General features: G+C 64.5%; 24 protein-coding genes and 1 tRNA gene. 24 read left to right on the forward strand and 1 reads right to left on the reverse strand.

Features of this window, described 5'->3' with window-relative positions; translation table 11 throughout:
- Window position 1 precedes the first annotated feature (1 nt).
- The 19 genes from tpiA (at window position 2) to ASE28_RS18180 (ending at window position 16,797) form a co-directional block, all read left to right on the forward strand.
- The gene (gene tpiA, locus ASE28_RS18090; protein ID WP_057267896.1) at window positions 2-763 is read left to right on the forward strand and encodes a triose-phosphate isomerase; all 762 of its coding nucleotides are present in this window, start codon (window positions 2-4) and stop codon (window positions 761-763) included.
- Window positions 764-791: 28 nt separating this feature from the next.
- On the forward strand, window positions 792-1,172 hold the full coding sequence (gene secG, locus ASE28_RS18095; RefSeq protein ID WP_057202176.1) for a preprotein translocase subunit SecG: 381 nt from the start codon (window positions 792-794) through the stop codon (window positions 1,170-1,172).
- A 115-nt stretch (window positions 1,173-1,287) separates the two neighbouring features.
- Window positions 1,288-1,372: transfer RNA gene (locus ASE28_RS18100), tRNA-Leu, on the forward strand.
- Between the two features lie 74 nt (window positions 1,373-1,446).
- A complete protein-coding gene (locus ASE28_RS18105; RefSeq protein WP_057202177.1) occupies window positions 1,447-1,806 on the forward strand; it encodes an NADH-quinone oxidoreductase subunit A in 360 nt (119 codons plus the stop codon).
- A 27-nt stretch (window positions 1,807-1,833) separates the two neighbouring features.
- Window positions 1,834-2,313 carry an NADH-quinone oxidoreductase subunit B family protein gene (locus ASE28_RS18110; RefSeq protein WP_007849129.1) on the forward strand — a complete coding sequence of 160 codons (480 nt, stop codon included), beginning with the start codon at window positions 1,834-1,836 and terminating at the stop codon, window positions 2,311-2,313.
- 9 nt (window positions 2,314-2,322) lie between these two features.
- Window positions 2,323-2,931 (forward strand): NADH-quinone oxidoreductase subunit C, encoded by a 609-nt coding sequence (locus tag ASE28_RS18115; protein ID WP_057202178.1) that lies wholly within the window; start codon window positions 2,323-2,325, stop codon window positions 2,929-2,931.
- Window positions 2,932-2,957: 26 nt separating this feature from the next.
- On the forward strand, window positions 2,958-4,211 hold the full coding sequence (locus tag ASE28_RS18120) for an NADH-quinone oxidoreductase subunit D (RefSeq protein ID WP_057202179.1): 1,254 nt from the start codon (window positions 2,958-2,960) through the stop codon (window positions 4,209-4,211).
- Window positions 4,208-4,741, forward strand: a complete 534-nt coding sequence (gene nuoE / locus ASE28_RS18125; protein ID WP_057267897.1) for an NADH-quinone oxidoreductase subunit NuoE — start codon at window positions 4,208-4,210, stop codon at window positions 4,739-4,741. The genes ASE28_RS18120 and nuoE overlap by 4 nt, the downstream gene beginning before the upstream one ends.
- Window positions 4,738-6,096: an NADH-quinone oxidoreductase subunit NuoF gene (gene nuoF / locus ASE28_RS18130; RefSeq protein ID WP_057202181.1), complete on the forward strand. Its 1,359-nt coding sequence runs from the start codon at window positions 4,738-4,740 to the stop codon at window positions 6,094-6,096. The genes nuoE and nuoF overlap by 4 nt, the downstream gene beginning before the upstream one ends.
- Window positions 6,097-6,111: 15 nt before the next feature.
- Window positions 6,112-8,247 (forward strand): NADH-quinone oxidoreductase subunit NuoG, encoded by a 2,136-nt coding sequence (gene nuoG / locus ASE28_RS18135; protein ID WP_057267898.1) that lies wholly within the window; start codon window positions 6,112-6,114, stop codon window positions 8,245-8,247.
- Window positions 8,244-9,326, forward strand: coding sequence for an NADH-quinone oxidoreductase subunit NuoH (gene nuoH, locus ASE28_RS18140; protein ID WP_057267899.1), 1,083 nt, complete (start codon window positions 8,244-8,246; stop codon window positions 9,324-9,326). The genes nuoG and nuoH overlap by 4 nt, the downstream gene beginning before the upstream one ends.
- Window positions 9,327-9,338: 12 nt before the next feature.
- On the forward strand, window positions 9,339-9,851 hold the full coding sequence (gene nuoI / locus ASE28_RS18145) for an NADH-quinone oxidoreductase subunit NuoI (RefSeq protein ID WP_057202184.1): 513 nt from the start codon (window positions 9,339-9,341) through the stop codon (window positions 9,849-9,851).
- Between the two features lie 53 nt (window positions 9,852-9,904).
- Window positions 9,905-10,573, forward strand: a complete 669-nt coding sequence (locus tag ASE28_RS18150; protein ID WP_057267900.1) for an NADH-quinone oxidoreductase subunit J — start codon at window positions 9,905-9,907, stop codon at window positions 10,571-10,573.
- Window positions 10,570-10,878 (forward strand): NADH-quinone oxidoreductase subunit NuoK, encoded by a 309-nt coding sequence (gene nuoK, locus ASE28_RS18155; RefSeq protein ID WP_005793248.1) that lies wholly within the window; start codon window positions 10,570-10,572, stop codon window positions 10,876-10,878. The genes ASE28_RS18150 and nuoK overlap by 4 nt, the downstream gene beginning before the upstream one ends.
- Before the next feature lie 31 nt (window positions 10,879-10,909).
- The gene (gene nuoL, locus ASE28_RS18160; RefSeq protein WP_157422026.1) at window positions 10,910-12,961 is read left to right on the forward strand and encodes an NADH-quinone oxidoreductase subunit L; all 2,052 of its coding nucleotides are present in this window, start codon (window positions 10,910-10,912) and stop codon (window positions 12,959-12,961) included.
- A 13-nt stretch (window positions 12,962-12,974) separates the two neighbouring features.
- Window positions 12,975-14,450 carry an NADH-quinone oxidoreductase subunit M gene (locus ASE28_RS18165; RefSeq protein ID WP_057202187.1) on the forward strand — a complete coding sequence of 492 codons (1,476 nt, stop codon included), beginning with the start codon at window positions 12,975-12,977 and terminating at the stop codon, window positions 14,448-14,450.
- Window positions 14,451-14,474: 24 nt separating this feature from the next.
- On the forward strand, window positions 14,475-15,968 hold the full coding sequence (nuoN, locus tag ASE28_RS18170; RefSeq protein WP_057202188.1) for an NADH-quinone oxidoreductase subunit NuoN: 1,494 nt from the start codon (window positions 14,475-14,477) through the stop codon (window positions 15,966-15,968).
- A 21-nt stretch (window positions 15,969-15,989) separates the two neighbouring features.
- Window positions 15,990-16,295 (forward strand): DUF2818 family protein, encoded by a 306-nt coding sequence (locus ASE28_RS18175; protein WP_057267902.1) that lies wholly within the window; start codon window positions 15,990-15,992, stop codon window positions 16,293-16,295.
- A gap of 37 nt (window positions 16,296-16,332) precedes the next feature.
- Entirely contained in the window at window positions 16,333-16,797 is a 465-nt protein-coding gene (locus ASE28_RS18180) for a DUF1178 family protein (protein WP_057267903.1), read from the forward strand.
- Window positions 16,798-16,839: 42 nt separating this feature from the next.
- Here the strand turns inward: ASE28_RS18180 and ASE28_RS18185 are convergent, their stop codons facing one another.
- Window positions 16,840-18,654, reverse strand: a complete 1,815-nt coding sequence (locus tag ASE28_RS18185) for an ABC transporter transmembrane domain-containing protein (protein WP_057202191.1) — start codon at window positions 18,652-18,654, stop codon at window positions 16,840-16,842.
- A 385-nt stretch (window positions 18,655-19,039) separates the two neighbouring features.
- Here ASE28_RS18185 and ASE28_RS18190 point away from each other — a divergent pair, with 385 nt between their 5' ends.
- The 5 genes from ASE28_RS18190 to ASE28_RS18210 all read left to right on the forward strand — a co-directional run bounded on the left by ASE28_RS18190 (window position 19,040) and on the right by ASE28_RS18210 (window position 23,733).
- Window positions 19,040-19,810, forward strand: coding sequence for an ABC transporter ATP-binding protein (locus ASE28_RS18190; RefSeq protein WP_057202192.1), 771 nt, complete (start codon window positions 19,040-19,042; stop codon window positions 19,808-19,810).
- Window positions 19,810-20,523, forward strand: a complete 714-nt coding sequence (locus tag ASE28_RS18195; protein ID WP_057267904.1) for an ABC transporter ATP-binding protein — start codon at window positions 19,810-19,812, stop codon at window positions 20,521-20,523. Before ASE28_RS18190 ends, ASE28_RS18195 begins: the two co-directional genes overlap by 1 nt.
- A gap of 64 nt (window positions 20,524-20,587) precedes the next feature.
- Complete coding sequence (locus tag ASE28_RS18200) at window positions 20,588-21,784, forward strand: ABC transporter substrate-binding protein (RefSeq protein ID WP_057202194.1); 1,197 nt, start codon at window positions 20,588-20,590, stop codon at window positions 21,782-21,784.
- A 50-nt stretch (window positions 21,785-21,834) separates the two neighbouring features.
- Complete coding sequence (locus ASE28_RS18205; RefSeq protein WP_057202195.1) at window positions 21,835-22,719, forward strand: branched-chain amino acid ABC transporter permease; 885 nt, start codon at window positions 21,835-21,837, stop codon at window positions 22,717-22,719.
- Window positions 22,720-22,734: 15 nt separating this feature from the next.
- Window positions 22,735-23,733 carry a branched-chain amino acid ABC transporter permease gene (locus ASE28_RS18210; protein ID WP_057267905.1) on the forward strand — a complete coding sequence of 333 codons (999 nt, stop codon included), beginning with the start codon at window positions 22,735-22,737 and terminating at the stop codon, window positions 23,731-23,733.
- Window positions 23,734-24,092: the final 359 nt, after the last annotated feature.

Here is a 24,092-nt window from a genome sequence, read left to right on the forward strand (position 1 = left end):
CATGAAAAAGAAGCTCATCGCAGGCAACTGGAAGATGAACGGCGGCCTGGCCGCCAACGAAGCGCTGCTCAAGGCATTGCGGGATGGCATGGCCTCGGCCGCGCCGCAGTGCGATGTGGCCGTGGCGGTGCCCGCGCCTTACTTGGCCCAGGTGCAGGCGCTGGTCGCCGGCTCGGGTGTGGCCCTGGCTGCGCAGGATGTGTCGGCGCACGAGCAGGGGGCCTACACCGGTGAAATGTCGGCTGCCATGCTCAAGGAGTTTGGTGCGCGCTATGTGCTGGTGGGGCATTCGGAGCGCCGCCAGTACCACGGCGAATCCGATGCCGTCGTGGCCATCAAGGCGCAGCGCGCGCTGGCGCTGGGCATCACGCCCATCGTCTGCGTGGGCGAGACCCTGGCAGAGCGCGACGCGGGTGAAACCGAAGCCGTCGTCAAGCGGCAGCTGGCCGCGGTGATCCACCTCAATGGCCACTGCATCAGCGAAATCGTGGTGGCGTATGAGCCCGTCTGGGCCATCGGCACGGGCCGCACGGCATCGCCCGAGCAGGCGCAGGCGGTGCATGCCGTGCTGCGTGCGCAGTTGGCCCTGGCCAGCGAGCATGCCGACCGCATCCACCTGCTGTATGGCGGCAGCATGAATGCCGCGAATGCGGCCGAACTGCTGGCGCAGCCGGACATCGATGGCGGCCTGGTGGGCGGTGCTTCGCTCAAGGCGGGCGATTTCTTGCAGATCATTGGTGCTGCCCGTCCGGGCCGCGCCTGAAGCTATTCAAATCAGGAGTAAACAGAGAATGAATGTGATCGTGAACGTGGTTCTGGCGGTGCAGATGATCACCGCCCTGGTAATGATCGGGTTGATCCTGATCCAGCACGGCAAGGGTGCCGACATGGGTGCTGCCTTCGGCAGCGGCAGCTCGGGCAGCCTGTTCGGCGCCAGCGGCAGCGCCAACTTCCTGTCGCGCACCACGGCGGTGTTGGCAGCGGTGTTCTTCGCTGCAACGCTGGCTCTGGCATACTTCGGCAACGCGCGGCCCGCCAGCTCCGGCAGCGTACTCGAAGCGCCTGCAGCAGCCTCTTCGGCGCCGGCCTCGGCTGCGTCGGGTGCCGCTCCTGTGGCGATTCCTGTGCCTGTGGTGCCGGCCTCTGGCGCGGCGCAGATCCCGACCAAATAATCTGCACTAATTTGGGCCCTGAACCGCAGAGCAGGGTTTTTACGGAGTAGAATTCTGGATTGTCTGGAAAGCCAAAACCGCAAGGTTCCTCATGCCATCCAGGCACATACATCCAGCCGTCGTGGTGAAATTGGTAGACACGCTATCTTGAGGGGGTAGTGGCGAAAGCTGTGCGAGTTCGAGTCTCGCCGACGGCACCAAAACAAAGGCCTCCCCGACATGACCCAGCAAGGGCCATGTCGGGCCAGGCTACAGCGGTGAGCACATCCTCAAGATGAACCTCGATCAGTACCTCCCCGTCCTTTTGTTCATCTTGGTCGGCATCGCCGTAGGCGTTGTTCCCCTTGCCATCGGATATGTCCTGGGCCCCAATCGCCCGGATGACGCCAAGAATTCCCCCTACGAGTGTGGCTTTGAAGCCTTCGAGGATGCGCGCATGAAGTTTGACGTGCGCTATTACCTCGTCGCCATTCTCTTCATCCTGTTCGACCTCGAAATCGCGTTCCTCTTCCCGTGGGCGGTCACGCTGCACGAGGTGGGTGCCGCCGGTTTCGTGGCTGTGGTGATTTTCCTGACGATCCTCGTCGTGGGCTTTGTCTACGAGTGGAAAAAAGGCGCCCTCGATTGGGAATGACAGCGGGCTTCAACAAGGACTGATGCAATGATTGAAGGCGTGATGAAGGAAGGCTTCATCACCACGAGCTATGACTCCGTGGTGAATTGGGCCAAAACCGGTTCGCTGTGGCCCATGACCTTTGGTCTGGCCTGCTGCGCGGTCGAAATGATGCACGCAGCGGCTGCCCGCTACGACATCGGCCGCTTCGGTGCCGAAGTGTTCCGTGCCAGTCCCCGCCAGTCCGATCTGATGATCGTGGCCGGCACGCTGTGCAACAAGATGGCGCCTGCCCTGCGCAAGGTGTACGACCAGATGTCGGAGCCCCGCTGGGTGCTGTCGATGGGTTCGTGCGCCAATGGCGGTGGGTACTACCATTACAGCTACTCTGTGGTGCGCGGTTGCGACCGCATCGTGCCCGTGGATGTCTACGTGCCCGGCTGTCCCCCCACGGCCGAGGCGCTGATCTACGGCATCATCCAGCTGCAGCAGAAGATCCGCCGCACCAACACCATTGCGCGCGTCTGAGGGTTGACGATGACATCTGTTGCCATTCGCCCTGAAAAAATCAAGGACACCGTTGCCGCCGTGCTGGGCGACAAGGTCCGCAAGATCCACGTGGCCCTCGGTGAGGTCACCGTCGAAGTCTCCGCCGCCGATTACCTTGCTGCCATGCAGCAGCTGCGCGATGCGCCCGGCTGCCAGTTCGAGCAGCTGATCGACCTGTGCGGCGTCGACTACTCGGCCTACGCCGACGAAGTCAACGAAGGCGCGCGCTACTGCGTGGTGTCGCACCTGCTGTCGGTCAGTCTGAACCAGCGCCTGCGCGTCAAGGTGTTCTGCGCCGACGACGATTTCCCGGTGGTGGCCTCGGTGGCCGACCTGTGGAACTCGGCCAACTGGTACGAGCGCGAAGCGTTCGACCTGTTCGGCATCGTGTTCGACGGCCACAACGACCTGCGCCGCATCCTGACCGACTACGGCTTCATCGGCCACCCCTTCCGCAAGGACTTCCCGCTGTCCGGCCATGTCGAGATGCGCTATGACGCAGAGCAGCGCCGGGTGGTCTACGAGCCCGTGTCGATCGAGCCGCGCGAAATCACGCCGCGCATCATCCGCGAAGACAAGTACGGAGGCCTGCACTAAGGCGCCCGCGCCCCACGTGACCCACCATGGCTGAAATCAAGAACTATTCCCTGAACTTCGGACCGCAGCACCCTGCAGCGCACGGCGTGCTGCGCTTGGTGCTCGAGCTCGACGGCGAAGTCGTCCAGCGCGCCGACCCGCACATCGGCCTCTTGCACCGCGCCACCGAAAAGCTGGCCGAGCACAAGACCTACATCCAGTCGCTGCCCTACATGGACCGCCTGGACTACGTGTCGATGATGTGCAACGAGCACGCCTACTGCCTGGCCATCGAAAAGCTGATGGGCCTGGAAGTGCCCGAGCGCGCCCAGTACATCCGCGTGATGTTCTCCGAAATCACGCGCTTGCTGAACCACCTGATGTGGCTCGGCTCGCACGGCAACGATTGCGGCAGCTCCACCATCCTGATCTACACCTTCCGCGAGCGCGAAGACCTGTTCGACATGTACGAAGCCGTCTCCGGCGCGCGCATGCACGCGGCGTACTTCCGTCCGGGCGGCGTGTACCGCGACCTGCCGGACTCCATGCCGCAGTACAAGGTCAGCAAGATCAAGAACGCCAAGGCCCTGGAGGCCATGAACCAGAACCGCAAGGGTTCGCTGCTCGACTTCATCGACGACTTCACCCAGCGCTTCCCGGGCTGCGTGGACGAGTACGAGACCCTGCTCACCGACAACCGCATCTGGAAGCAGCGCACCGTGGGCATCGGCGTGGTGCCGCCCGAGCGCGCGCTGAACCTGGGCATGACCGGGCCCATGATCCGTGGCTCCGGCATTGCATGGGACCTGCGCAAGACCCAGCCCTATGACGTCTACGACCGCATGGACTTCGACGTGCCCGTGGGCAAGACGGGCGACTGCTATGACCGCTACCTCGTGCGCGTGCACGAAATGCGCGAGTCCAATCGCATCATCAAGCAGTGCGTGGACTGGCTGCGCGCCAACCCCGGCCCGGTCATCACCGACAACCACAAGGTGGCTGCGCCCGACCGCGAATCCATGAAGTCCAACATGGAAGAGCTGATCCACCATTTCAAGTTGTTCACCGAAGGCTTTCACGTGCCCGAAGGCGAAGCCTATGCCGCCGTGGAGCATCCCAAGGGTGAGTTCGGCATCTATCTGGTCAGCGATGGCGCCAACAAGCCCTACCGCCTGAAGATCCGTGCGCCCGGCTTCGCGCACCTGGCCACGCTCGACGAGATGGCCCGCGGCCACATGATCGCCGACGCCGTGGCCATCATCGGCACCATGGATATCGTGTTCGGGGAGATTGACCGATGAGTACGACCGAATCGAAGAACCTGACCGCTGGCACCGCCGCCATCACCGAGGCAACCCTTGCCCGTTTTGCGCGCGAAGTCGCCAAGTACCCGCCCGAGCAGAAGCAGTCTGCCGTGATGGCCTGCCTGGCCATCGTGCAGCAGGAGCAGGGCTGGGTCAGCGTGCAGAGTGAGGCCGTGATCGCCGACTACCTGGGCATGGCCCAGATCGCGGTGCACGAAGTGACCACGTTCTACAACATGTACAACCAGCAGCCGACGGGCAAGTACAAGCTCAACGTCTGCACCAACCTGCCTTGCCAGCTGCGCGACGGCCAGAAGGCGCTGCACCACCTCGAGAAGAAGCTCGGCGTGACCATGGGCGAGACCACGCCGGACGGCCTGTTCACGCTGCAGCAGTGCGAGTGCCTGGGCGCCTGCGCCGATGCGCCCGTGATGCTGGTCAACGACCGCACCATGTGCAGCTTCATGGACAACGACAAGCTCGACCAGCTGGTCGACGGCCTCAAGGCTGCGGAAGGACAAGCATGACCACCGCCGCACAGATCCTCTCGCAGTTCCAGGCCACGGGCGTGCAGACCTGCTTCCACGACCGCCACATCAACCCACAGATCGTTGCGGGGCTCGACGGCACGAACTGGGGCATCAAGGACTACGAAGCGCGCGGCGGCTACGAAGCGCTGCGCAAGATCCTGGCACAGGGTGAAGGCGCAGGCCTCACCCAGGACCAGGTGATCGCCACCGTCAAGGAATCGGGCCTGCGTGGGCGCGGCGGTGCGGGCTTCCCCACCGGCCTGAAGTGGAGCTTCATGCCCCGCTCGTTCCCCGGCCAGAAGTACCTGGTGTGCAACTCCGACGAAGGCGAGCCAGGCACCTGCAAGGACCGCGACATCCTGCAGTTCAACCCCCACATCGTCATCGAAGGCATGATCATCGCGGCCTACGCGATGGGCATCTCCGTGGGCTACAACTACATCCACGGCGAAATCTTCCAGACCTACGACCGCTTCGAAGAAGCGCTCGAAGAGGCGCGTGCCGCCGGCTACCTGGGCGACAAGATCCTGGGCAGCAATTTCAGCTTCCAGCTGCATGCGGCGCACGGCTTCGGTGCCTACATCTGCGGCGAAGAAACCGCGCTGCTCGAATCGCTCGAAGGCAAGAAGGGCCAGCCGCGCTTCAAGCCGCCGTTTCCTGCCAGCTTCGGCCTGTACGGCAAGCCCACCACCATCAACAACACCGAGACCTTCGCGGCCGTGCCGTGGATCATCCGCAATGGTGGCCAGGCCTACCTTGAGTGCGGCAAGCCCAACAACGGCGGCACCAAGATCTTCTCGGTCTCGGGCGACGTGGAAAAGCCCGGCAACTACGAAGTGCCCATGGGCACGCCGTTCGCCAAGCTGCTCGAACTCGCTGGTGGCGTGCGCAAGGGCCGCCAGCTCAAGGCCGTGATTCCCGGCGGCTCTTCCTCGCCGGTGCTGCCGGCGTCCGTCATCATGGAATGCACGATGGACTACGACTCCATCGCCAAGGCCGGCTCCATGCTGGGTTCGGGCGCCGTCATCGTGATGGACGACTCCCGCAGCATGGTCGAGAGCCTGCTGCGCCTGTCCTATTTCTACTCGCACGAATCCTGCGGCCAGTGCACGCCGTGCCGCGAAGGCACGGGCTGGATGTGGCGCGTGATCGACCGTATCCAGCATGGCCAGGGGCGCGATGGCGACCTGAACCTGCTCAATTCGGTGGCAGACAACATCCAGGGGCGCACCATCTGCGCACTGGGTGACGCAGCGGCCATGCCGGTGCGCGCCATGATCAAGCACTTCCGTCCGGAATTCGAAGCGCTGATCCGCCAAGAGAAGACCCCTCAGGCTTCCGCCTCCGCCTGATCCCGAGAAACGCATATGGTTGAAATCGAACTCGACGGGCAGAAGGTAGAAGTCGCCGAAGGCTGCATGGTGATGCATGCAGCCGAAAAGGCCGGCACCTACATTCCCCATTTTTGTTACCACAAGAAGCTGTCCATTGCCGCCAACTGCCGCATGTGCCTGGTGGATGTGGAAAAGGCACCCAAGCCCATGCCCGCCTGCGCCACGCCGGTGACGCAGGGCATGATCGTGCGCACCAAGAGCGACAAGGCCATCAAGGCCCAGCAGTCGGTCATGGAATTCCTGCTGATCAACCACCCGCTGGACTGCCCCATCTGCGACCAGGGCGGTGAGTGCCAGCTGCAGGATCTGGCCGTGGGCTATGGTGGCTCCTCCTCGCGCTACGAGGAAGAAAAGCGCGTGGTCTTCCAGAAGGACGTGGGCCCGCTGATCTCCATGCAGGAGATGAGCCGCTGCATCCACTGCACTCGCTGCGTTCGCTTTGGCCAGGAAGTGGCCGGCGTGATGGAGCTCGGAATGATCCACCGCGGTGAGCACTCCGAGATCACCACCGTGGTGGGCGATACGATCGACTCCGAGCTGTCGGGCAACATGATCGACATCTGCCCCGTGGGCGCGCTCACCAGCAAGCCGTTCCGCTACAGCGCCCGCACCTGGGAACTGTCGCGCCGCCGCTCCGTCAGTCCGCACGACTCCACTGGTGCCAACCTGATCGTTCAGGTCAAGAACCACAAGGTCATGCGCGTGGTGCCGTTCGAGAACGAAGCCGTCAACGAGTGCTGGATCGCCGACCGCGACCGCTTCTCGTACGAGTCGCTCAACAGCGACGAACGCCTGACAGAGCCCATGCTCAAGCAAGGTGGCGTCTGGAAGGCCGTCGACTGGCAGACCGCGCTGGAGTACGTGGCCAATGGCCTCAAGAACATCAAGAATGACCACGGCGCCAACAGCATCGGCGCCCTGGTCAGCCCGCACAGCACGCTCGAAGAGCTGTACCTGGCCTCCGCCCTGGTGCGCGGCCTGGGCAGCGACAGCATCGACTACCGCCTGCGCAACGCCGAATTCGCGGCGCCCGAAGGCATCCGCTGGCTCGGCACCTCCATCGCCTCGCTGTCCACGCTGCAACGCGTACTGGTGGTGGGCTCCAACCTGCGCAAGGACCATCCGCTGTTCGCCCTGCGCGTGCGCCATGCCGTGCGCCACGGCGCCCAACTGAGCGTGGTCGACTCCTCCGTCGGCGACTGGGCCATGCCCATCAAGCACCAACTGCTGCAGAACGCCAGCCAGTGGGTGCAGGCCCTCGGCTCCATCGCCTCGGCCGTCGCCCAGGAAAAGAACGTGGCGGCGCCGGCTGGCGCAGCCCAGGCCACCGAGGCCAGCCTGGCCATCGCCCGCTCGCTGCTGGGTGGTGAGCGCAAGGCCGTGCTGCTGGGCAATGCCGCCGCGCACCATGGCCAGGCCGCAGCGCTGCTAGCCCTGGCCAACTGGATCGGCGAGCAGACCGGCGCCACCGTCGGCTACCTCACCGAAGCCGCCAACACCGTGGGTGCCCAGTTCGCTGGCGCCCATCCCGTGGGCAGCGGCCTCAACGCCGGCCAGATGCTGGCGGGCGGCCTCAAGGCCGTGCTGCTGCTCAACACCGAACCGGCTTTCGACGCGGCCAACGGCGCACAAGCCGCCGCAGCCATCGGCCAGGCGCAGATGGTCGTGACGCTGAGCCCTTTCAAGGCCAACATGGACATCAGCGATGTGCTGCTGCCCATCGCGCCGTTCACCGAAACCTCGGGCAGCTTCGTCAACGCCGAAGGGCGCCTGCAGAGCTTCCACGCCGTGGTGCGCCCGCTGGGCGACACGCGTCCCGCCTGGAAGGTGCTGCGCGTGCTGGCCAATTTGCTGGGTGTGCCCGGTTTCGACTTCGAGACCTCGCAGGACGTGCTGGCCCGTGCCACCAACGCCCCTGCAGGCAAGCTGGCCATGCTGCCGGCCGAGCAACTGTCCAATGCCGTGGCCCAGGTGCCGCAAGCGGTTGCGTCCGTGGGTGAACCGGTAGTGGCCTCCATCTACCAACTCGATGGCCTGGTGCGCCGCGCCACGTCGCTGCAATTGACAGCCGATGCCCGCATGGCGGCCGGTGAAGGAGTGGCGGCATGATCGACGCGCTGTACAACGGCGGGCTGAACCTCCTGCCCTTCGCCTGGTGGACGGGCGCGGCCTGGCCCGTGCTCTGGATCCTGCTCAAGATCGTCGTGATCGTCGCGCCCCTGATGGGCGCGGTGGCCTACCTCACGCTGTGGGAGCGCAAGCTCCTCGGTTTCATGCAGGTGCGCCACGGCCCCAACCGGGTCGGCCCCATGGGCCTGCTGCAGCCGCTGGCCGACGGCCTGAAGCTGATGACCAAGGAAATCATCCAGCCTGCGGCCGCCAGCAAGGGCCTGTTCGTGCTGGGCCCGCTCATGGCCATCATGCCGGCCCTGGCTGCATGGGTGGCCATCCCCTTCGGTCCCGATGTGGCGCTGGCCAACGTCAATGCCGGCCTGCTGCTGGTGATGGCGATTACCTCCATCGAAGTCTATGGCGTGATCATCGCCGGCTGGGCATCGAACTCCAAGTACGCCTTCCTGGGCGCGCTGCGCGCCTCGGCACAGATGGTGAGCTATGAAATCGCCATGGGCTTTTGCTTCCTGGTGGTGATCATGGTCTCGGGCAGCATGAACCTGACCGAGATCGTCATGTCCCAGTCCCGAGGCATGGCCGCCAACATGGGGCTGAGCTTCCTGTCCTGGAACTGGCTGCCGCTGCTGCCGATCTTCCTGGTGTACCTGATCTCCGGCGTGGCCGAAACCAACCGCCACCCCTTCGACGTGGTCGAAGGCGAAGCCGAAATCGTGGCCGGCCACATGGTCGAGTACTCGGGCATGGGCTTCGCGGTCTTCTTCCTGGCCGAATACGCCAGCATGTGGCTGGTGTCCATCCTGGCAGCGCTGATGTTCCTGGGCGGCTGGCTGTCGCCCATCGACAGCGTGCTGTTCAACTGGATCCCCGGCTGGATCTGGCTGGGCATCAAGACCTTCGTCGTGGTGTCCATGTTCATCTGGATCCGCGCCACCTTCCCGCGCTTTCGCTATGACCAGATCATGCGCCTGGGCTGGAAGATCTTCATTCCGGTCACCCTGGTGTGGCTGCTCATCGTCGGCGGGTGGTTGCTCTCGCCGTGGAACATCTGGAAATAAGCGGGGACACACATGACTGCTGTTGCTGCTGCTGCACCTTTCTCGTTCAAGGATTTCTTCAAGAGCTTCATGCTCGTGGAGCTGCTCAAGGGCATGGCCCTGACGGGCCGCTATGCGTTTCGCCGCAAGGTGACCGTGCAGTTCCCCGAAGAGAAGACACCCTTGTCGCCGCGCTTTCGCGGCCTGCATGCCCTGCGCCGTTACGACAACGGCGAAGAGCGCTGCATCGCCTGCAAGCTGTGCGAGGCCGTGTGCCCCGCCATGGCCATCACCATCGAGTCCGAAGTGCGGGATGACGGTTCGCGCCGCACCACGCGCTACGACATCGACCTGACCAAGTGCATCTTCTGCGGCTTCTGCGAAGAAAGCTGCCCGGTGGACTCGATCGTCGAGACGCACATCTTCGAATACCACGGCGAAAAGCGTGGCGACCTGTACTTCACCAAGGACATGCTCCTGGCCGTTGGTGACCGGTACGAGGGTGAGATTGCTGCAGCCAAGGCTGCGGACGCCAAGTACCGCTGAGCGGTCGCGATCCCATCCATCCCGTCGCCAGACTTTCTATAAAGACCTGATTCATGGACGCCAAGACTGGTTTCTTCTACCTTTTCTCGGTCGTGCTGCTGTTTGCAGCCTTCCGGGTGATCACCGCGCGCAACCCCGTGCACGCGGTGCTGTACCTCATCCTGGCTTTCTCGCAGGCGGCGGCCGTGTGGCTGCTGCTCAAGGCCGAGTTCCTGGCCATCGCCCTGGTGCTGGTGTACCTGGGCGCGGTGATGGTGCTGTTCCTGTTCGTGGTGATGATGCTGGACATCCACATCGACACCGTGCGCAAGGGCTTCTGGAAGCATTTCCCGCTCGCTGCCTTTGTGGGCGCCCTGATCGCGCTGGAAATGGCCGCTGTGCTGATGGGGGGCTTCCGCGGCATGGAAGAACCCAAGGCCGCTGCGGTGGTGCTCGATGCCGCCGGCAAGGTGGTGCAGTACTCCAACACCAAGGAACTGGGCAAGCTGCTGTACACCCAGTACCTGTACCCCGTGGAAATTGCGGCCGTGATCCTGTTGGTGGCCATGATTGCCGCCATCGCCCTGACCCTGCGCCAGCGCAAGGACAGCAAGGCCATCAACCCGTCCCAGCAGATCCGCGTGCGCGCCAAGGACCGCCTGGAAGTGGTGAAGGTCACCGCCACGCAAAAACCCGCACCCGAAGTGCCGGCCGAGCCCGCCGCCGAGGAGAAGAAGCCATGACATTGACGCTGGGACATTTTCTTTCGCTGGGCGCCATGCTGTTCGCCCTGGCGGTGATCGGCATCTTCCTGAACCGCAAGAACCTGATCGTGCTGCTGATGGCCATCGAGCTGATGCTGCTGGCGGTCAACATGAACTTCGTGGCGTTCTCGCACTACCTGGGTGACATGCACGGACAGGTGTTCGTGTTCTTCATCCTGACGGTGGCCGCGGCCGAGTCGGCCATCGGCCTGGCCATTCTGGTGCTGCTGTTCCGCAACAAGTCCAGCATCAACGCGGAAGACCTCAACACCCTCAAGGGCTGATGAGCCACCCGTATTCCCAAGGTTCTCAAGAATGAGTCAAACCCTCTCTGCTTCGACGCTCCTGGCCGTGCCCCTGGCACCGCTGGCGGGCGCACTGCTGGCCGGCATCTTCGGCACGACCTTTGGCGGCAACTGGATCGGCCGCCGGCTGAGCCACACCCTGACCATCCTGGGCGTGCTCGTGGCCTTCGTGCTGTCGGCCATGACGCTCAAGAGCGTGGCGGTCGATGGCGCGCGCTTCAACGAGACGCTCTACACCTGGATGGTGGTGGGCGGCCTGAAGATGGAAGTGGGCTTCCTGATCGACAGCCTCACGGCCATGATGATGGTGGTGGTGACCTTCGTGTCGCTGATGGTGCACATCTACACCATCGGCTACATGGAAGAGGACGAGGGCTACAACCGCTTCTTCTCGTACATCTCGCTGTTCACGTTCTCCATGCTCATGCTGGTCATGAGCAACAACCTGCTGCAGCTGTTCTTCGGCTGGGAAGCGGTGGGCCTGGTGTCCTACCTGCTGATCGGCTTCTGGTTCAACAAGCCCACGGCCATCTTCGCCAACATGAAGGCCTTCCTGGTCAACCGCGTGGGCGACTTCGGCTTCATCCTGGGCATCGGCCTGATCGCCGCCTACACCGGCACGCTCAACTACAGCGAGATCTTCGCCAAGTCGGGTGAGCTCGGCGGCCTGGCCTTCCCCGGCACCGACTGGCTGCTGATCACCGTGATCTGCATCTGCCTGTTCATCGGCGCCATGGGCAAGTCGGCCCAGTTCCCGCTGCACGTCTGGCTGCCCGACTCGATGGAAGGCCCGACGCCCATCTCGGCACTGATCCACGCGGCCACCATGGTGACCGCCGGCATCTTCATGGTCTCGCGCATGTCGCCGCTGTTCGAGCTGTCGGACACCGCACTCAACTTCATCCTGGTCATCGGCTCCATCACGGCGCTGTTCATGGGTTTCCTGGGCATCATCCAGAACGACATCAAGCGCGTGGTGGCCTACTCCACGCTGTCGCAGCTCGGTTATATGACCGTGGCCCTGGGCGCATCGGCCTACTCGGTCGCCGTGTTCCACCTGATGACGCACGCCTTCTTCAAGGCGCTGCTGTTCCTCGGTGCCGGTTCGGTCATCATGGGCATGCACCACAACCAGGACATCCGCTGGATGGGCGGCGTGCGCAAGTACATGCCCATCACCTGGATCACCTCGCTGCTGGGTTCGTTGGCGCTGATCGGTACGCCCCTGTTCTCGGGCTTCTACTCCAAGGACAGCATCATCGAAGCCGTGCACGCCAGCCACCTGCCGGCGGCCCACTTCGCCCACTTCGCGGTGCTGGCTGGCGTGTTCGTCACGGCGTTCTATTCGTTCCGCATGTACTTCCTGGTCTTCCATGGCAAGGAGCGTTTCGATCAGAACCCCGACGCACACCACGATGCGCACCACGACGACCATGGCCACGGCCATGGCGAGCACCACGATCCGCACGAGTCCCCCTGGGTGGTGACGGTGCCGTTGGTGCTGCTGGCAATTCCCTCGGTGGTGGTGGGCTTCCTGTTCATCCAGCCCATGCTGTTCGGCGACTTCTTCAAGGATGTGATCTTTGTCGATGCGGCCAAGCACCCCGCCATGGCGGAGCTGGCCGAGATCTTCCACGGCCCCGTGGCCATGGCCCTGCACGGCCTGCAGACGGCGCCGTTCTGGCTGGCCGTTGCCGGTGTGGCCCTGTCGTATTACATGTACATGGTGAACCCGGCGCTGCCGGCAGCCATCAAGCGCATGTGCATGCCGATCTATACGCTGTTCGAGAACAAGTACTACCTCGACTGGTTCAACGAGAACGTCCTGGCGCGCGGTGCGCGTGCCCTGGGTACCGGCCTGTGGAAGGGCGGCGACCAGGCCATCATCGACGGTGCGCTGGTCAATGGCTCGTGGAAGCTGGTGCGCGGCGTCTCCGGCATGGTGCGCTGGGTGCAGACGGGCTTCATCTTCCACTATGCCCTGGTGATGATCCTGGGCGTGTTTGCCCTGATGACGTGGTTCGTCTGGGGCGATTTCTTCATGCAGCTCATCAAGAAATAAGGAAAAGAACAAAATGGGTCTGTTGAGTCTTGCAATCTGGGTGCCGATTGCCTTCGGCGCGCTGCTGCTCGCGGTTGGCCGCGATGAGCATGCCCCCGCCGTGCGCTGGTTGGCCCTGCTCGGGTCGGTGATCGGTTTCCTGGTCACCATTCCTCTGTACCAGGGCTTCAAGCTCGGTACGGCGGCCATGCAGTTCGTCGAAAAAGCCGAGTGGATCGAGCGCTTCAACGTGCACTACCACCTGGGCGTGGACGGCATCTCCTTCTGGTTCGTGCCGCTCACGGCCTTCATCACGGTGATCGTGGTGATCGCCTCGTGGGAGGCCATCACCGAGCGTGTGAACCAGTACATGGGCGCGTTCCTGATCCTGTCGGGTCTGATGATCGGCGTGTTCAGCGCGCTCGACGGCATTCTGTTCTACGTGTTCTTCGAGGCCACGCTGATCCCGATGTACCTGATCATTGGTATCTGGGGCGGCCCGAACAAGATCTACGCGGCGTTCAAGTTCTTCCTGTACACGCTGCTCGGCTCGCTGTTGATGCTGATCGCGCTGATCTTCCTGTACAACCAGTCCGGCGGCAGCTTCGACATCGCCACCTGGCACCAGCTGCCCCTGAGCTCCACGGCCCAGACCCTGCTGTTCTTCGCCTTCTTCGCCGCCTTCGCGGTGAAGGTGCCGATGTTCCCGTTCCACACCTGGCTGCCCGACGTGCACGTGGAAGCGCCTACCGGCGGCTCTGCCGTGCTGGCGGCCATCATGCTCAAACTCGGTGCCTACGGCTTCCTGCGCTTCTCGATGCCCATCGCGCCCGATGCCGCACGCGAGTGGGCCTGGCTGATGATCACGCTGTCGCTGATCGCCGTGATCTACGTCGGCCTGGTGGCCATGGTCCAGAAGGACATGAAGAAGCTGGTGGCCTACTCGTCCGTGGCGCACATGGGCTTCGTGACCCTGGGCTTCTTCATCTTCAACGACCTGGGCGTCTCCGGTGGCCTGGTGCAGATGATTGCCCACGGCTTCGTCTCGGGCGCCATGTTCCTGTCCATCGGCGTGCTGTACGACCGCGTGCACTCCCGCGAGATCGCGGCCTACGGCGGCGTGGTCAACACCATGCCCAACTTCACGGCCTTCGCGCTGCTGTTCGCCATGGCCAACTGCGGCCTGCCGGGCACGGCCGGGTTCGTGGGCGAGTGGATGGTGATCCTGGGTGCGGTCAAGGCCAACTTCTGGATCGGCCTGGCTTCGGCCACGGCCCTGATCTTCGGTGCGGCCTACACCCTGTGGATGTTCAAGCGCGTGTACCTGGGCCCGGTGGCCAATGACCACGTCAAGGAACTCACCGACATCAACAGCCGCGAATTCCTCGTGATGGCGCTGCTGGCGATTGCCGTGCTGGCCATGGGCCTGTACCCGCGTCCCTTCACGGACGTGATGGACACTTCGGTCGCGGAACTGCTCAAGCATGTCGCACTGTCGAAGCTGAACTGACCAGACTGAACTGAGAGATTCGAGATGATTGACAACATCAGCTGGCTTGCGATTTACCCCGAGATTGTTCTCCTGGTCATGGGCTGCGTCATTGCGCTGGTCGACCTGGGTGTGCACAGCCCCCGCCGCACGGCCACCTACGTACTGACCATGCTGACGCTGGCCCTGGTGGCCGGCCTGCAGGCCATGTACGCCAGCACCGGCAGCACCTTCTACGGCTTTGGCAACATGGTGGTCAGCGACTCCATGGGCAACTGGCTCAAGTGCTTCGCCACCGTGGCCGTGATGGTCACCCTGGTCTATGGCCGCCCATACGCGGCAGACCGCGACATGATGCGCGGCGGCGAGCTGTTCACGCTGTCGATGTTCGCGCTCCTGGGCATGTTCATCATGATCTCGGGCAACAACTTCCTGATGATCTACCTGGGCCTGGAGCTCTTGACCCTGTCGAGCTACGCCCTGGTGGCCCTGCGCCGCGACAACGCCACCGCGACCGAAGCGGCGATGAAGTACTTCGTGCTTGGCGCCATGGCCAGCGGCTTCCTGCTGTACGGCCTGTCCATGGTCTACGGCGCCACGGGTTCGCTGGACATCGGCCAGGTGTTCAAGGCCGTCAACTCCGGCCAGATCCGCCACCAGGTGCTGGTGTTCGGCCTGGTGTTCGTGGTGGCCGGCCTGGCCTTCAAGCTCGGTGTGGTGCCTTTTCACATGTGGATCCCCGACGTGTACCAGGGCGCTCCCACGGCCGTCACGCTGATGATTGGCGGGGCGCCCAAGCTGGCCGCCTTTGCCATCACCATCCGCCTGCTGGTGGACGGGCTGCTGCCGCTGGCCATCGACTGGCAGCAGATGCTCGCGGTGCTGGCCATCGGCTCGCTGCTGGTGGGCAACCTCGCGGCCATCGCGCAGACCAACCTCAAGCGCATGCTGGCCTACTCGACCATCTCGCAGATGGGCTTCGTGCTGCTGGGCCTGATGTCGGGCGTGGTCAACGGCAACGTGGAAGCAGCCGCCGTCGAGAACGCCTACAGCGCCTCCATGTTCTACGTGGTGAGCTACGTGCTGACCACGCTGGCCGCCTTCGGCGTCATCTTGCTGCTGGCCCGCGAAGGCTTTGAGAGCGAAGAGATCGCCGACTTCGCCGGCCTGAACCAGCGCAGCCCCTTGTACGCCGCCGTGATGGCCGTGTGCCTGTTCTCCATGGCCGGTATCCCGCCCATGGTCGGCTTCTACGCCAAGCTGTCGGTGCTGCAGGCCCTGGTGGCTTCGGGCCAGGCTGCCTACATCGCCATGGCAGTGTTCGCGGTCGTGATGTCGCTGATCGGCGCCTTCTACTACCTGCGTGTCGTCAAGGTCATGTACTTCGACGCCCCGCTGACCGCCACCAGCGTTTCCGCTCCCTTGGATGTGCGCGTGGTGCTCACCATCAACGGTGCGCTGGTGCTGGGGCTCGGCCTGCTGCCCGGTGGCCTGATGGCGCTGTGCGCCGAAGCCGTCGTGCGTGCCCTGGCCACCTGATCGACCGGCCGGAGCGAGCCTGTGTCCCTGACCGGTTCCGTCTGGCTGGTGATCGTGGCGGCCCTCATCGCTGCGAACCTGCCCTTTGCCAACCAGCGCTGGCTGGTGGTGGGGCCGGTGGCGCAGCCCAGGAAGGGCCTGCCCGTGCGCATCGCAGAACTCGTGCTGGCCTATTTCCTGGTGGGCGGCTTGGCGCTGCTGCTGGAGCGCCGGGCGGGGCAGATCGCGCCCCAGGGCTGGGAGTTCTATGCCATCACCGGCACCATGTTCCTCACGCTGGCCTTCCCCGGCTTCGTCTACCGCTACCTGCTGCGCCGCCACGGCTAAACAGCTTCGGCGTCCTTTTTCCTCTGCTGACCATCCCATGAAAGTGCTCGACCTGCACTGCCACGAGGGCCATGTCTTCGAAGGCTGGTTTGCCTCGGAGGACGATTTCCAGAGCCAGAACCAGCGCGGCCTCGTGCAATGCCCCTGGTGCGGTGATTCGAGCATTTCCAAGCGCCTGAGCGCGCCGCGCCTGAACCTGGGTGCCAAGCCACCGGCCGTGGCACCCGCCAAGCCGGCGGCAGCCCCTGTCGGCCAGGAGTCCGTGGCCTTGCCCCCGGCGCTGCAGGCCGCCTGGCTGGAGCTGGCGCGCAAGATCGCCGCCAACACCGAGGATGTGGGCAACCGCTTCGCCGACGAGGCCCGCCGCATGCACCACGGCGAGACCGAGGAGCGCGCCATCCGCGGCCAGGCCACGCCCGACGAGGCCGCGCAACTGCTCGACGAAGGCATTGCCGTGCTGCCGCTGCCCTTGCCTGCTGCGGCGAAAGAAACCCTGCACTGAATCTGCGCGTGGGCAGGGCAGGGGCACTACGTTGGCCTCTGCTCAGGCCGTGAACTGCAGCGCCGCCAGCCGCGCGTAGATGCCATTGACGGCCAGCAGGCCGGCGTGCGTACCCTGTTCCACGATGCGCCCGTGCTCCAGCACCACGATGCGGTCGGCGTTCTGCACGGTGGCCAGTCGGTGGGCGATCACGAGTGTGGTGCGCTGGCCGGTGTGGCGCTGCATGGCGGTGTCCAGGGCAGCCTGCACCATGCGCTCGCTTTCTGCGTCCAGGGCGCTGGTGGCCTCGTCGAGCAGCAGCAGCGGCGGGTTCTTGAGCATGGCGCGGGCGATGGCGATGCGCTGGCGTTGCCCGCCTGAGAGGCGCACGCCGCGCTCGCCCAGGAAGGTGCCATAGCCCTCGGGCAATGCCATCAGGAAGTCATGGGCGAATGCCGAGCGTGCGGCGGCCATTACTTCCTCGTCGGTGGCGTTTGGGCGCCCGTAGCGGATGTTCTCCATCGCCGATGACGAGAAGATCACCGCATCCTGCGGCACCACGCCCACATGCGATCGCAGCTCGGTCAGCGACATGGAGCGGATGTCCGTGCCGTTCAGCCGTATGGTGCCCCGTGGCTGGCGGCCATCCGCCGCATCCACGTCATAAAAGCGCTGCAGTAGCTGGAACACCGTGGTCTTGCCCGCACCGCTGGCACCCACCAGGGCCACGGTCTCGCCCGCAGCCAACTGCAGGTTGAAGTCGTGCAGGGCCGGCTGGTCCGGGCGCGAGGGGTAGTGGAAGTCCACCTGGTCGAAGTCCACGGCCAGGCCCCTGCCGGTACCGGGCAGGGCTACGGGCGCGGCAGGCTCGGCCACGGGGGAGCGGCTGCCCAGCAGTTCCATCAGCCGTTCGGTGGCGCCCGCAGCGCGCAGCAGGTCGCCATACACCTCGCCCAGCACGGCCACGGAGCCTGCCAGCAGGACCACATAGACGACGGTCTGCCCCAGGTGTCCGGCCGTCATCTGGCCGGCCAGCACGGCCTGCGTGCCCTGGTACAGGCCCCACAGCAGCAGGGCGGCGTTGGCGATGATGATGAAGGCCACCAGCACCGCGCGCGCCAGCGTGCGCCGCACGGCCACGTGGAAGGCGTTCTCGTTGGCCTGCGTGAAGCGCTGCGCCTCGCGCGGCTCGGCCGTGTAGCTCTGCACCACCGGAATGGCGTTGAGCACCTCGGCTGCGATGGCACTCGAATCGGCCACGCGGTCCTGGCTGTCGCGCGAGAGGCGCCGCACGCGCCGCCCGATCCACATGGTGGGCACCACCACCAGCACGATGGCCAGCAGCACCCACGACATCACATAGGGATTGGTCCACACCAGCATGGCCAGCGCGCCGATGCCCATCACCGCGTTGCGCAGCCCCATGGACAGGGACGAGCCCACCACCGTCTGCACCAGGGTGGTGTCCGCCGTCAGGCGCGAGAGCACCTCGCCGGTCTGCGTGGTTTCGAAGAACTGCGGGCTTTGCTGCAGCACATGCCCGTACACCGCATTGCGCAGGTCGGCCGTCACGCGCTCGCCCAGCCAGCTCACCATGTAGAAGCGCCCGGCCGAGAAGACACCGAGCGCGATGGCCACGGCGAACAGGGCCTCGAAATGGTCGCGCAGCGCCATGGCCTGCTCGCCCTTGTCGGCATGGACCAGGCCGCCATCGACCAGCGTGCGCAGCGCGATGGGAAACGCCAGCGTGGCCAGTGCCGCCAGCACCAGAAAGACGCCCGAGAGGGCGATGCGCCCGCTGTAGGGTCGCAGGAACGGCAGCAGGCCGCTCAGGGAGCGCGGCGCACCGCGGGCTGGGGATGTGGGGGAAGATGCCATGCGCGCAGTGTAGGGGGCCGGGCGATTGCGTGCGCTGATGGGGCCGTTGCCAGCCTGTACGGGTGGATACAGGTCCCAACGGGCCCACGGCACCCCGGCAGTCAGTAAAAAGTCAGCACCCCTGCGGTCATGCCGCAGTGGCAGCCAGAGGTGCTGAAACCGGCCAGCCGGGCCGTGTTCCAGAGGCGGCATTCGGGTATACGCGCATGCCCTGGGCGCACCGCGCGCAGCCTCGCACTGTCACCTAGGCGTTTATACATAGGCATTAGTCCCAGTATCTGCGCAGGGGCTCACCCGCATACGATGCGTTGCAACAAATAAGCATGCATGGAGACCTTGTTGCAAGGCTCTTCCACCCTGCACACAACGGAGCAGCCAAGGCGCAATGAGCGACGTCATCCTCGAAACCACCAGCCTGACCAAAGAGTTCAAGGGCTTCACCGCAGTCAGCGATGTGAACCTGGCCGTGCGCCGGGGTTCCATCCATGCACTGATCGGCCCCAATGGCGCAGGCAAGACCACGTGCTTCAACCTGCTGACCAAGTTCCTGGAACCCACGTCGGGCGTCATCCGCTTCAACGGCCATGACATCACGCGCGAGCAGCCCGCGCAGATCGCGCGGCGCGGCGTCATCCGCTCGTTCCAGATCTCGGCCGTGTTTCCGCACCTCACGCTGATGGAGAACGTGCGCCTGGGCCTGCAGCGCAAGCTCGGCACATCTTTCCACTTCTGGCGCAGCGAGCGCAGCCTGCACCAGCTCGACGACCGGGCCATGCAACTGCTGACCGAAGTGGGCCTGGCCGACATCGCCGACGAAGTCACCGTGAACCTACCCTACGGCCGCAAGCGTGCGCTGGAGATCGCCACCACCCTGGCCATGGAGCCCGAACTCATGCTGCTCGACGAGCCCACCCAGGGCATGGGCCACGAAGACGTGGACCGCGTCACCCAGCTCATCAAAAAGGTCTCGGCCGGCCGCACCATCCTCATGGTGGAGCACAACATGAAAGTCGTCTCCACCATCGCCGACCGCATCACGGTGCTGCAGCGCGGCGCCGTGCTGGCCGAAGGGCCGTACGCCGAAGTCTCCAGCAACCCCCAGGTGATGGAGGCCTACATGGGCACCACCGACGGCCAACTGCAGGGAGCCCACTGATGGCCGGCACCCCCGCACTCGAAATCAAGAACCTCGAAGCCTGGTACGGCGAATCGCATGTGCTGCACGGCGTGGACATCGTCGTGCAGCCCGGCGAAGTGGTGACCCTGCTGGGCCGCAACGGCGCGGGCCGCACCACCACCATGCGGGCCATCATGGGCCTGACCGGCGCGCGCAAGGGCTCCGTCAAGATCCACGGGGTGGAAACCGTGAACATGGCCACGCACCGCATTGCCCACCTGGGCGTGGGCTACTGCCCCGAAGAGCGAGGCATCTTCTCCAGCCTCTCGTGCGAGGAGAACCTGCTCTTGCCCCCGCAGCTCAAGACCGGCACGCCCGGCATGTCGGTGCAGGAGATCTATGCCATGTTCCCCAACCTGGCCGAACGCAAGAACAGCCAGGGCACGCGCCTGTCGGGCGGCGAGCAGCAGATGCTGGCCGTGGCCCGCATCCTGCGCACCGGCGCCAAGCTGCTGCTGCTCGACGAGATTTCCGAAGGCCTGGCGCCGGTGATCGTGCAGGCCCTGGCCCGCATGATCACCATGCTGCGCGAGAAGGGCTACACGGTGGTCATGGTGGAGCAGAACTTCCGCTTTGCCGCGCCGCTGGCCGACCGTTTCTACGTCATGGAGCATGGCCGCATCGTCGAGAAATTCGGTGCGGCCGAGCTCGAAGTCAAGATGCCGGTGCTCACCGAGCTGCTGGGCGTCTGACCCGACAGCAGCAGCACCCGCTCCGATCCTCTTCACCACCACCCACCCACAGGAGACAAAAACCATGAAGAACCAACTCAAAGTGCTGGCCTTGATGCTCGGCGCAGCAGGTCTTGCAACGTCGGCTGCACACGCGCAGGACAAGGTCAAGATCGGTTTCATCACCGACATGTCCAGCCTGTACGCGGACGTGGAAGGCAAGAACGGCGCGCTGGCCATCCAGATGGCCATCGACGACTTCGGCGGCAAGGTGCTGGGCATGCCCATCGAACTGATGAGTGCCGACCACCAGAACAAGGCCGACATCGCCGCCTCCAAGGCGCGCGAGTGGATCGACACCCAGGGCCTGACGATGATCTTCGGCGGCACCAACTCCGGCACCGCCCTGGCCACGGCCAAGGTGGCGTCCGAGAAGAAGCGCGTGTACATCAACAACGGCGCGGCCAGCTCGGCACTGACCAACGAGCAGTGCTCGCCCTACACCGTGCACTATGCCTATGACACCGTGGCGCTGGCCAAGGGCACGGGATCGGCCATCGTCGATACCGGCGGCAAGAGCTGGTACTTCCTGACCGCCGACTACGCCTTCGGCCACGCGCTCGAAGCCGACACCACCACCGTGGTCAAGGCCAAGGGCGGCAACGTGGTGGGTGCCGTGCGCCACCCGCTCAATGCGTCGGACTTCTCCTCCTTCCTGCTGCAGGCCCAGAACTCCAAGGCCCAGATCCTGGGCCTGGCCAACGCCGGCGGCGACACCATCAACGCCATCAAGGCCGCCAAGGAGTTCGGCATCGGCAAGACCATGAAGCTCGCTGGCCTGCTGATCTTCATCAGCGACGTGCACAGCCTGGGCCTGCGCAACACCGAAGGCCTGCAGTTCACCACCAGCTGGTACTGGGACCTGAACGACGAGACGCGCAAGTTCTCGGCCCGCTTCTTCGAGAAGACCAAGCGCATGCCGACCGAAATCCAGGCCGCCGACTACTCGGCCACGATGAACTACCTCAAGGCCGTGGAAGCCGCCAAGAGCATCGATGCCGACAAGGTCATGACCACCTGGCGCGGCATGAAGATGAACGACTTCTTCGGTTCGGGCCAGCTGCGTGCCGATGGCCGCTACGTGCACGACATGTACCTGATGGAAGTCAAGAAGCCTTCGGAATCCACCAAGCCATGGGACTACTACAAGCTCGTGAAGAAGCTGCCCGGCGACACGGTGTTCACCACCAAGGCCGAGAGCAAGTGCCCGCTCTGGAAATAAGCCCCCGCCCACCGACCTGATCCACTTCGCACCTCCTGCCGCCTTCGCCCATGGAAATCTTTGGTGTCTCATTGCCAGGCCTGTTGAGCCAGCTCCTTCTGGGGCTGGTCAACGGATCCTTTTATGCAATCCTCAGCCTTGGGCTGGCCGTGATCTTCGGCCTGCTCAACGTCATCAACTTTGCGCATGGAGCGCTGTTCATGACCGGAGCACTGATCACCTGGATGGCCATGAACTACCTGGGCCTCGGCTACTGGTGGATGCTGTTGCTGGCGCCGCTGGTGGTGGGGGTGTTCGGGGTGGTGATCGAGCGGCTCCTGCTGCGCTGGATCTACAAGCTCGACCACCTGTACGGGCTGCTGCTCACGCTGGGCCTCACGCTGCTGATCGAGGGGGTGTTCCGCTCCATCTACGGCGTGTCGGGCCTGGGCTATGACACGCCCGAGCTGCTCGAAGGCGCGACCAACCTCGGCTTCATGATCCTGCCCAACTACCGGGCCTGGGTGGTGGTGGCCTCGGTGGTCGTGTGCCTGGCCACCTGGTATGTGATCGAGAAGACCAAACTCGGCGCCTACCTGCGCGCCGGCACCGAGAACCCGCGCTTGGTGGAGGCCTTCGGCATCAACGTGCCGGTGATGGTGACCCTGACCTATGCCTTCGGCGCGGCGCTCGCCGCCTTCGCCGGCGTGCTCGCCGCGCCGGTCTACCAGGTCACTCCGCTGATGGGGCAGAACCTCATCATCGTGGTCTTCGCCGTGGTGGTGATCGGCGGCATGGGCTCCATCATGGGCTCCATCCTCACCGGGCTGGGCCTGGGCGTCATCGAAGGCTTCACCAAGGTGTTCTACCCCGAGGCTTCTTCCACCGTGGTGTTCGTCATCATGGTCATCGTTCTCCTCATCCGCCCCGCCGGCCTGTTCGGCAAAGAAAAATAAGCAGGGGCTGCTCGCATGAATCTCAAGAACCTTGCCCCTATCGGCTACGGCCTGCTGCTGCTCTCCTTGATCGCCGCGCCCTTCCTGGGGGCCTACCCCGTCTTCGTGATGAAGCTCATGTGCTTTGCACTGTTCGCTTCGGCCTTCAACCTGCTGCTCGGCTTCACCGGCCTGCTGTCCTTCGGCCATGCGGCCTTCCTGGGCGGCGCTGCTTACGTGGCCGGCCATGCCATCAAGGTCTGGGGCCTGACGCCCGAAGTGGGCCTGCTACTGGGCACGGCCGGCGGCGCGCTGCTGGGCCTGCTGTTCGGCTGGCTGGCCATCCGCCGCCAGGGCATCTATTTCTCGATGATCACGCTGGCCCTGGCGCAGATGCTGTTCTTCGCCTGCCTGCAGGCCCCGTTCACCGGTGGCGAGGACGGCCTGCAGGGCGTGCCGCGCGGCAAGCTGTTCGGCGTCATCAGCCTGCAGAGCGACCTGGTGATGTATTACGTGGCGCTGGTCATCGTGACGCTGGCCTTCCTGGTCATCGTGCGCACCATCCACTCGCCGTTCGGGCAGGTGCTCAAGGGCATCAAGGAGAACGAGCCGCGCGCCATCTCCCTGGGCTACGACACGCACCGCTTCAAGCTGCTGGCCTTCGTTCTCTCGGCCGCCCTGGCCGGGTTGGCGGGTTCGCTCAAGACGCTGGTGCTGGGCTTTGCCACCTTGTCCGATGTGCATTGGACCGCGTCCGGGCAGGTGATTCTGATGACCCTCGTGGGCGGGCTCGGGACTCTCTCCGGGCCACTGATCGGGTCGGCTGTGGTGGTGATGCTGGAGAACAAGATTGGCGAGTTCGGTAACTTGCTGGCTGCGCTGACCAGCGTGGAATGGTTCAAGACGCTGGGTGAGTCGGTCACCATGGTCACGGGGTTGATCTTCGTGATCTGTGTGTTGTTGTTCCGGCGCGGGATTATGGGGGAGATCATTGCGTGGCTGGCCAGCCGTCGGGCATCAGGTTCGCGGCACTGAGGTTCTTATTGTCCCCATGCCTTTGTTGAGGGCGGAGGCCGGGTCTCGGCCCGGCGGCCGAGGTACTTGTTTTTTGCTTCGCCAAAGAAAAGTACCCAAAAGAAAGGCGACCCCGCTGCCCGTGTCCCCACTCGCCTGGCGGCGAGCGGGGCAGCCTGCGATGCTCGGTCCTGGGGTGTGCCGCAGAACTCGCTGCGTTCTTCGAACTCCNNAAGCTTGACAACGAGGCGCGTGTCCTTCGGCACGCGCTCATCCCAGGCCCTGCGCTTCTCGGCACGGTCAGAAGGGGGTGGGATCGGGCTCCACACGGGCCATTGCTTCGCTCGGCCTGTGGTCCTTCGCTGCGCTCGGCTCGCCAG

This window comes from Acidovorax sp. Root219 (assembly GCF_001428665.1).
Lineage (GTDB): Bacteria > Pseudomonadota > Gammaproteobacteria > Burkholderiales > Burkholderiaceae_C > Acidovorax.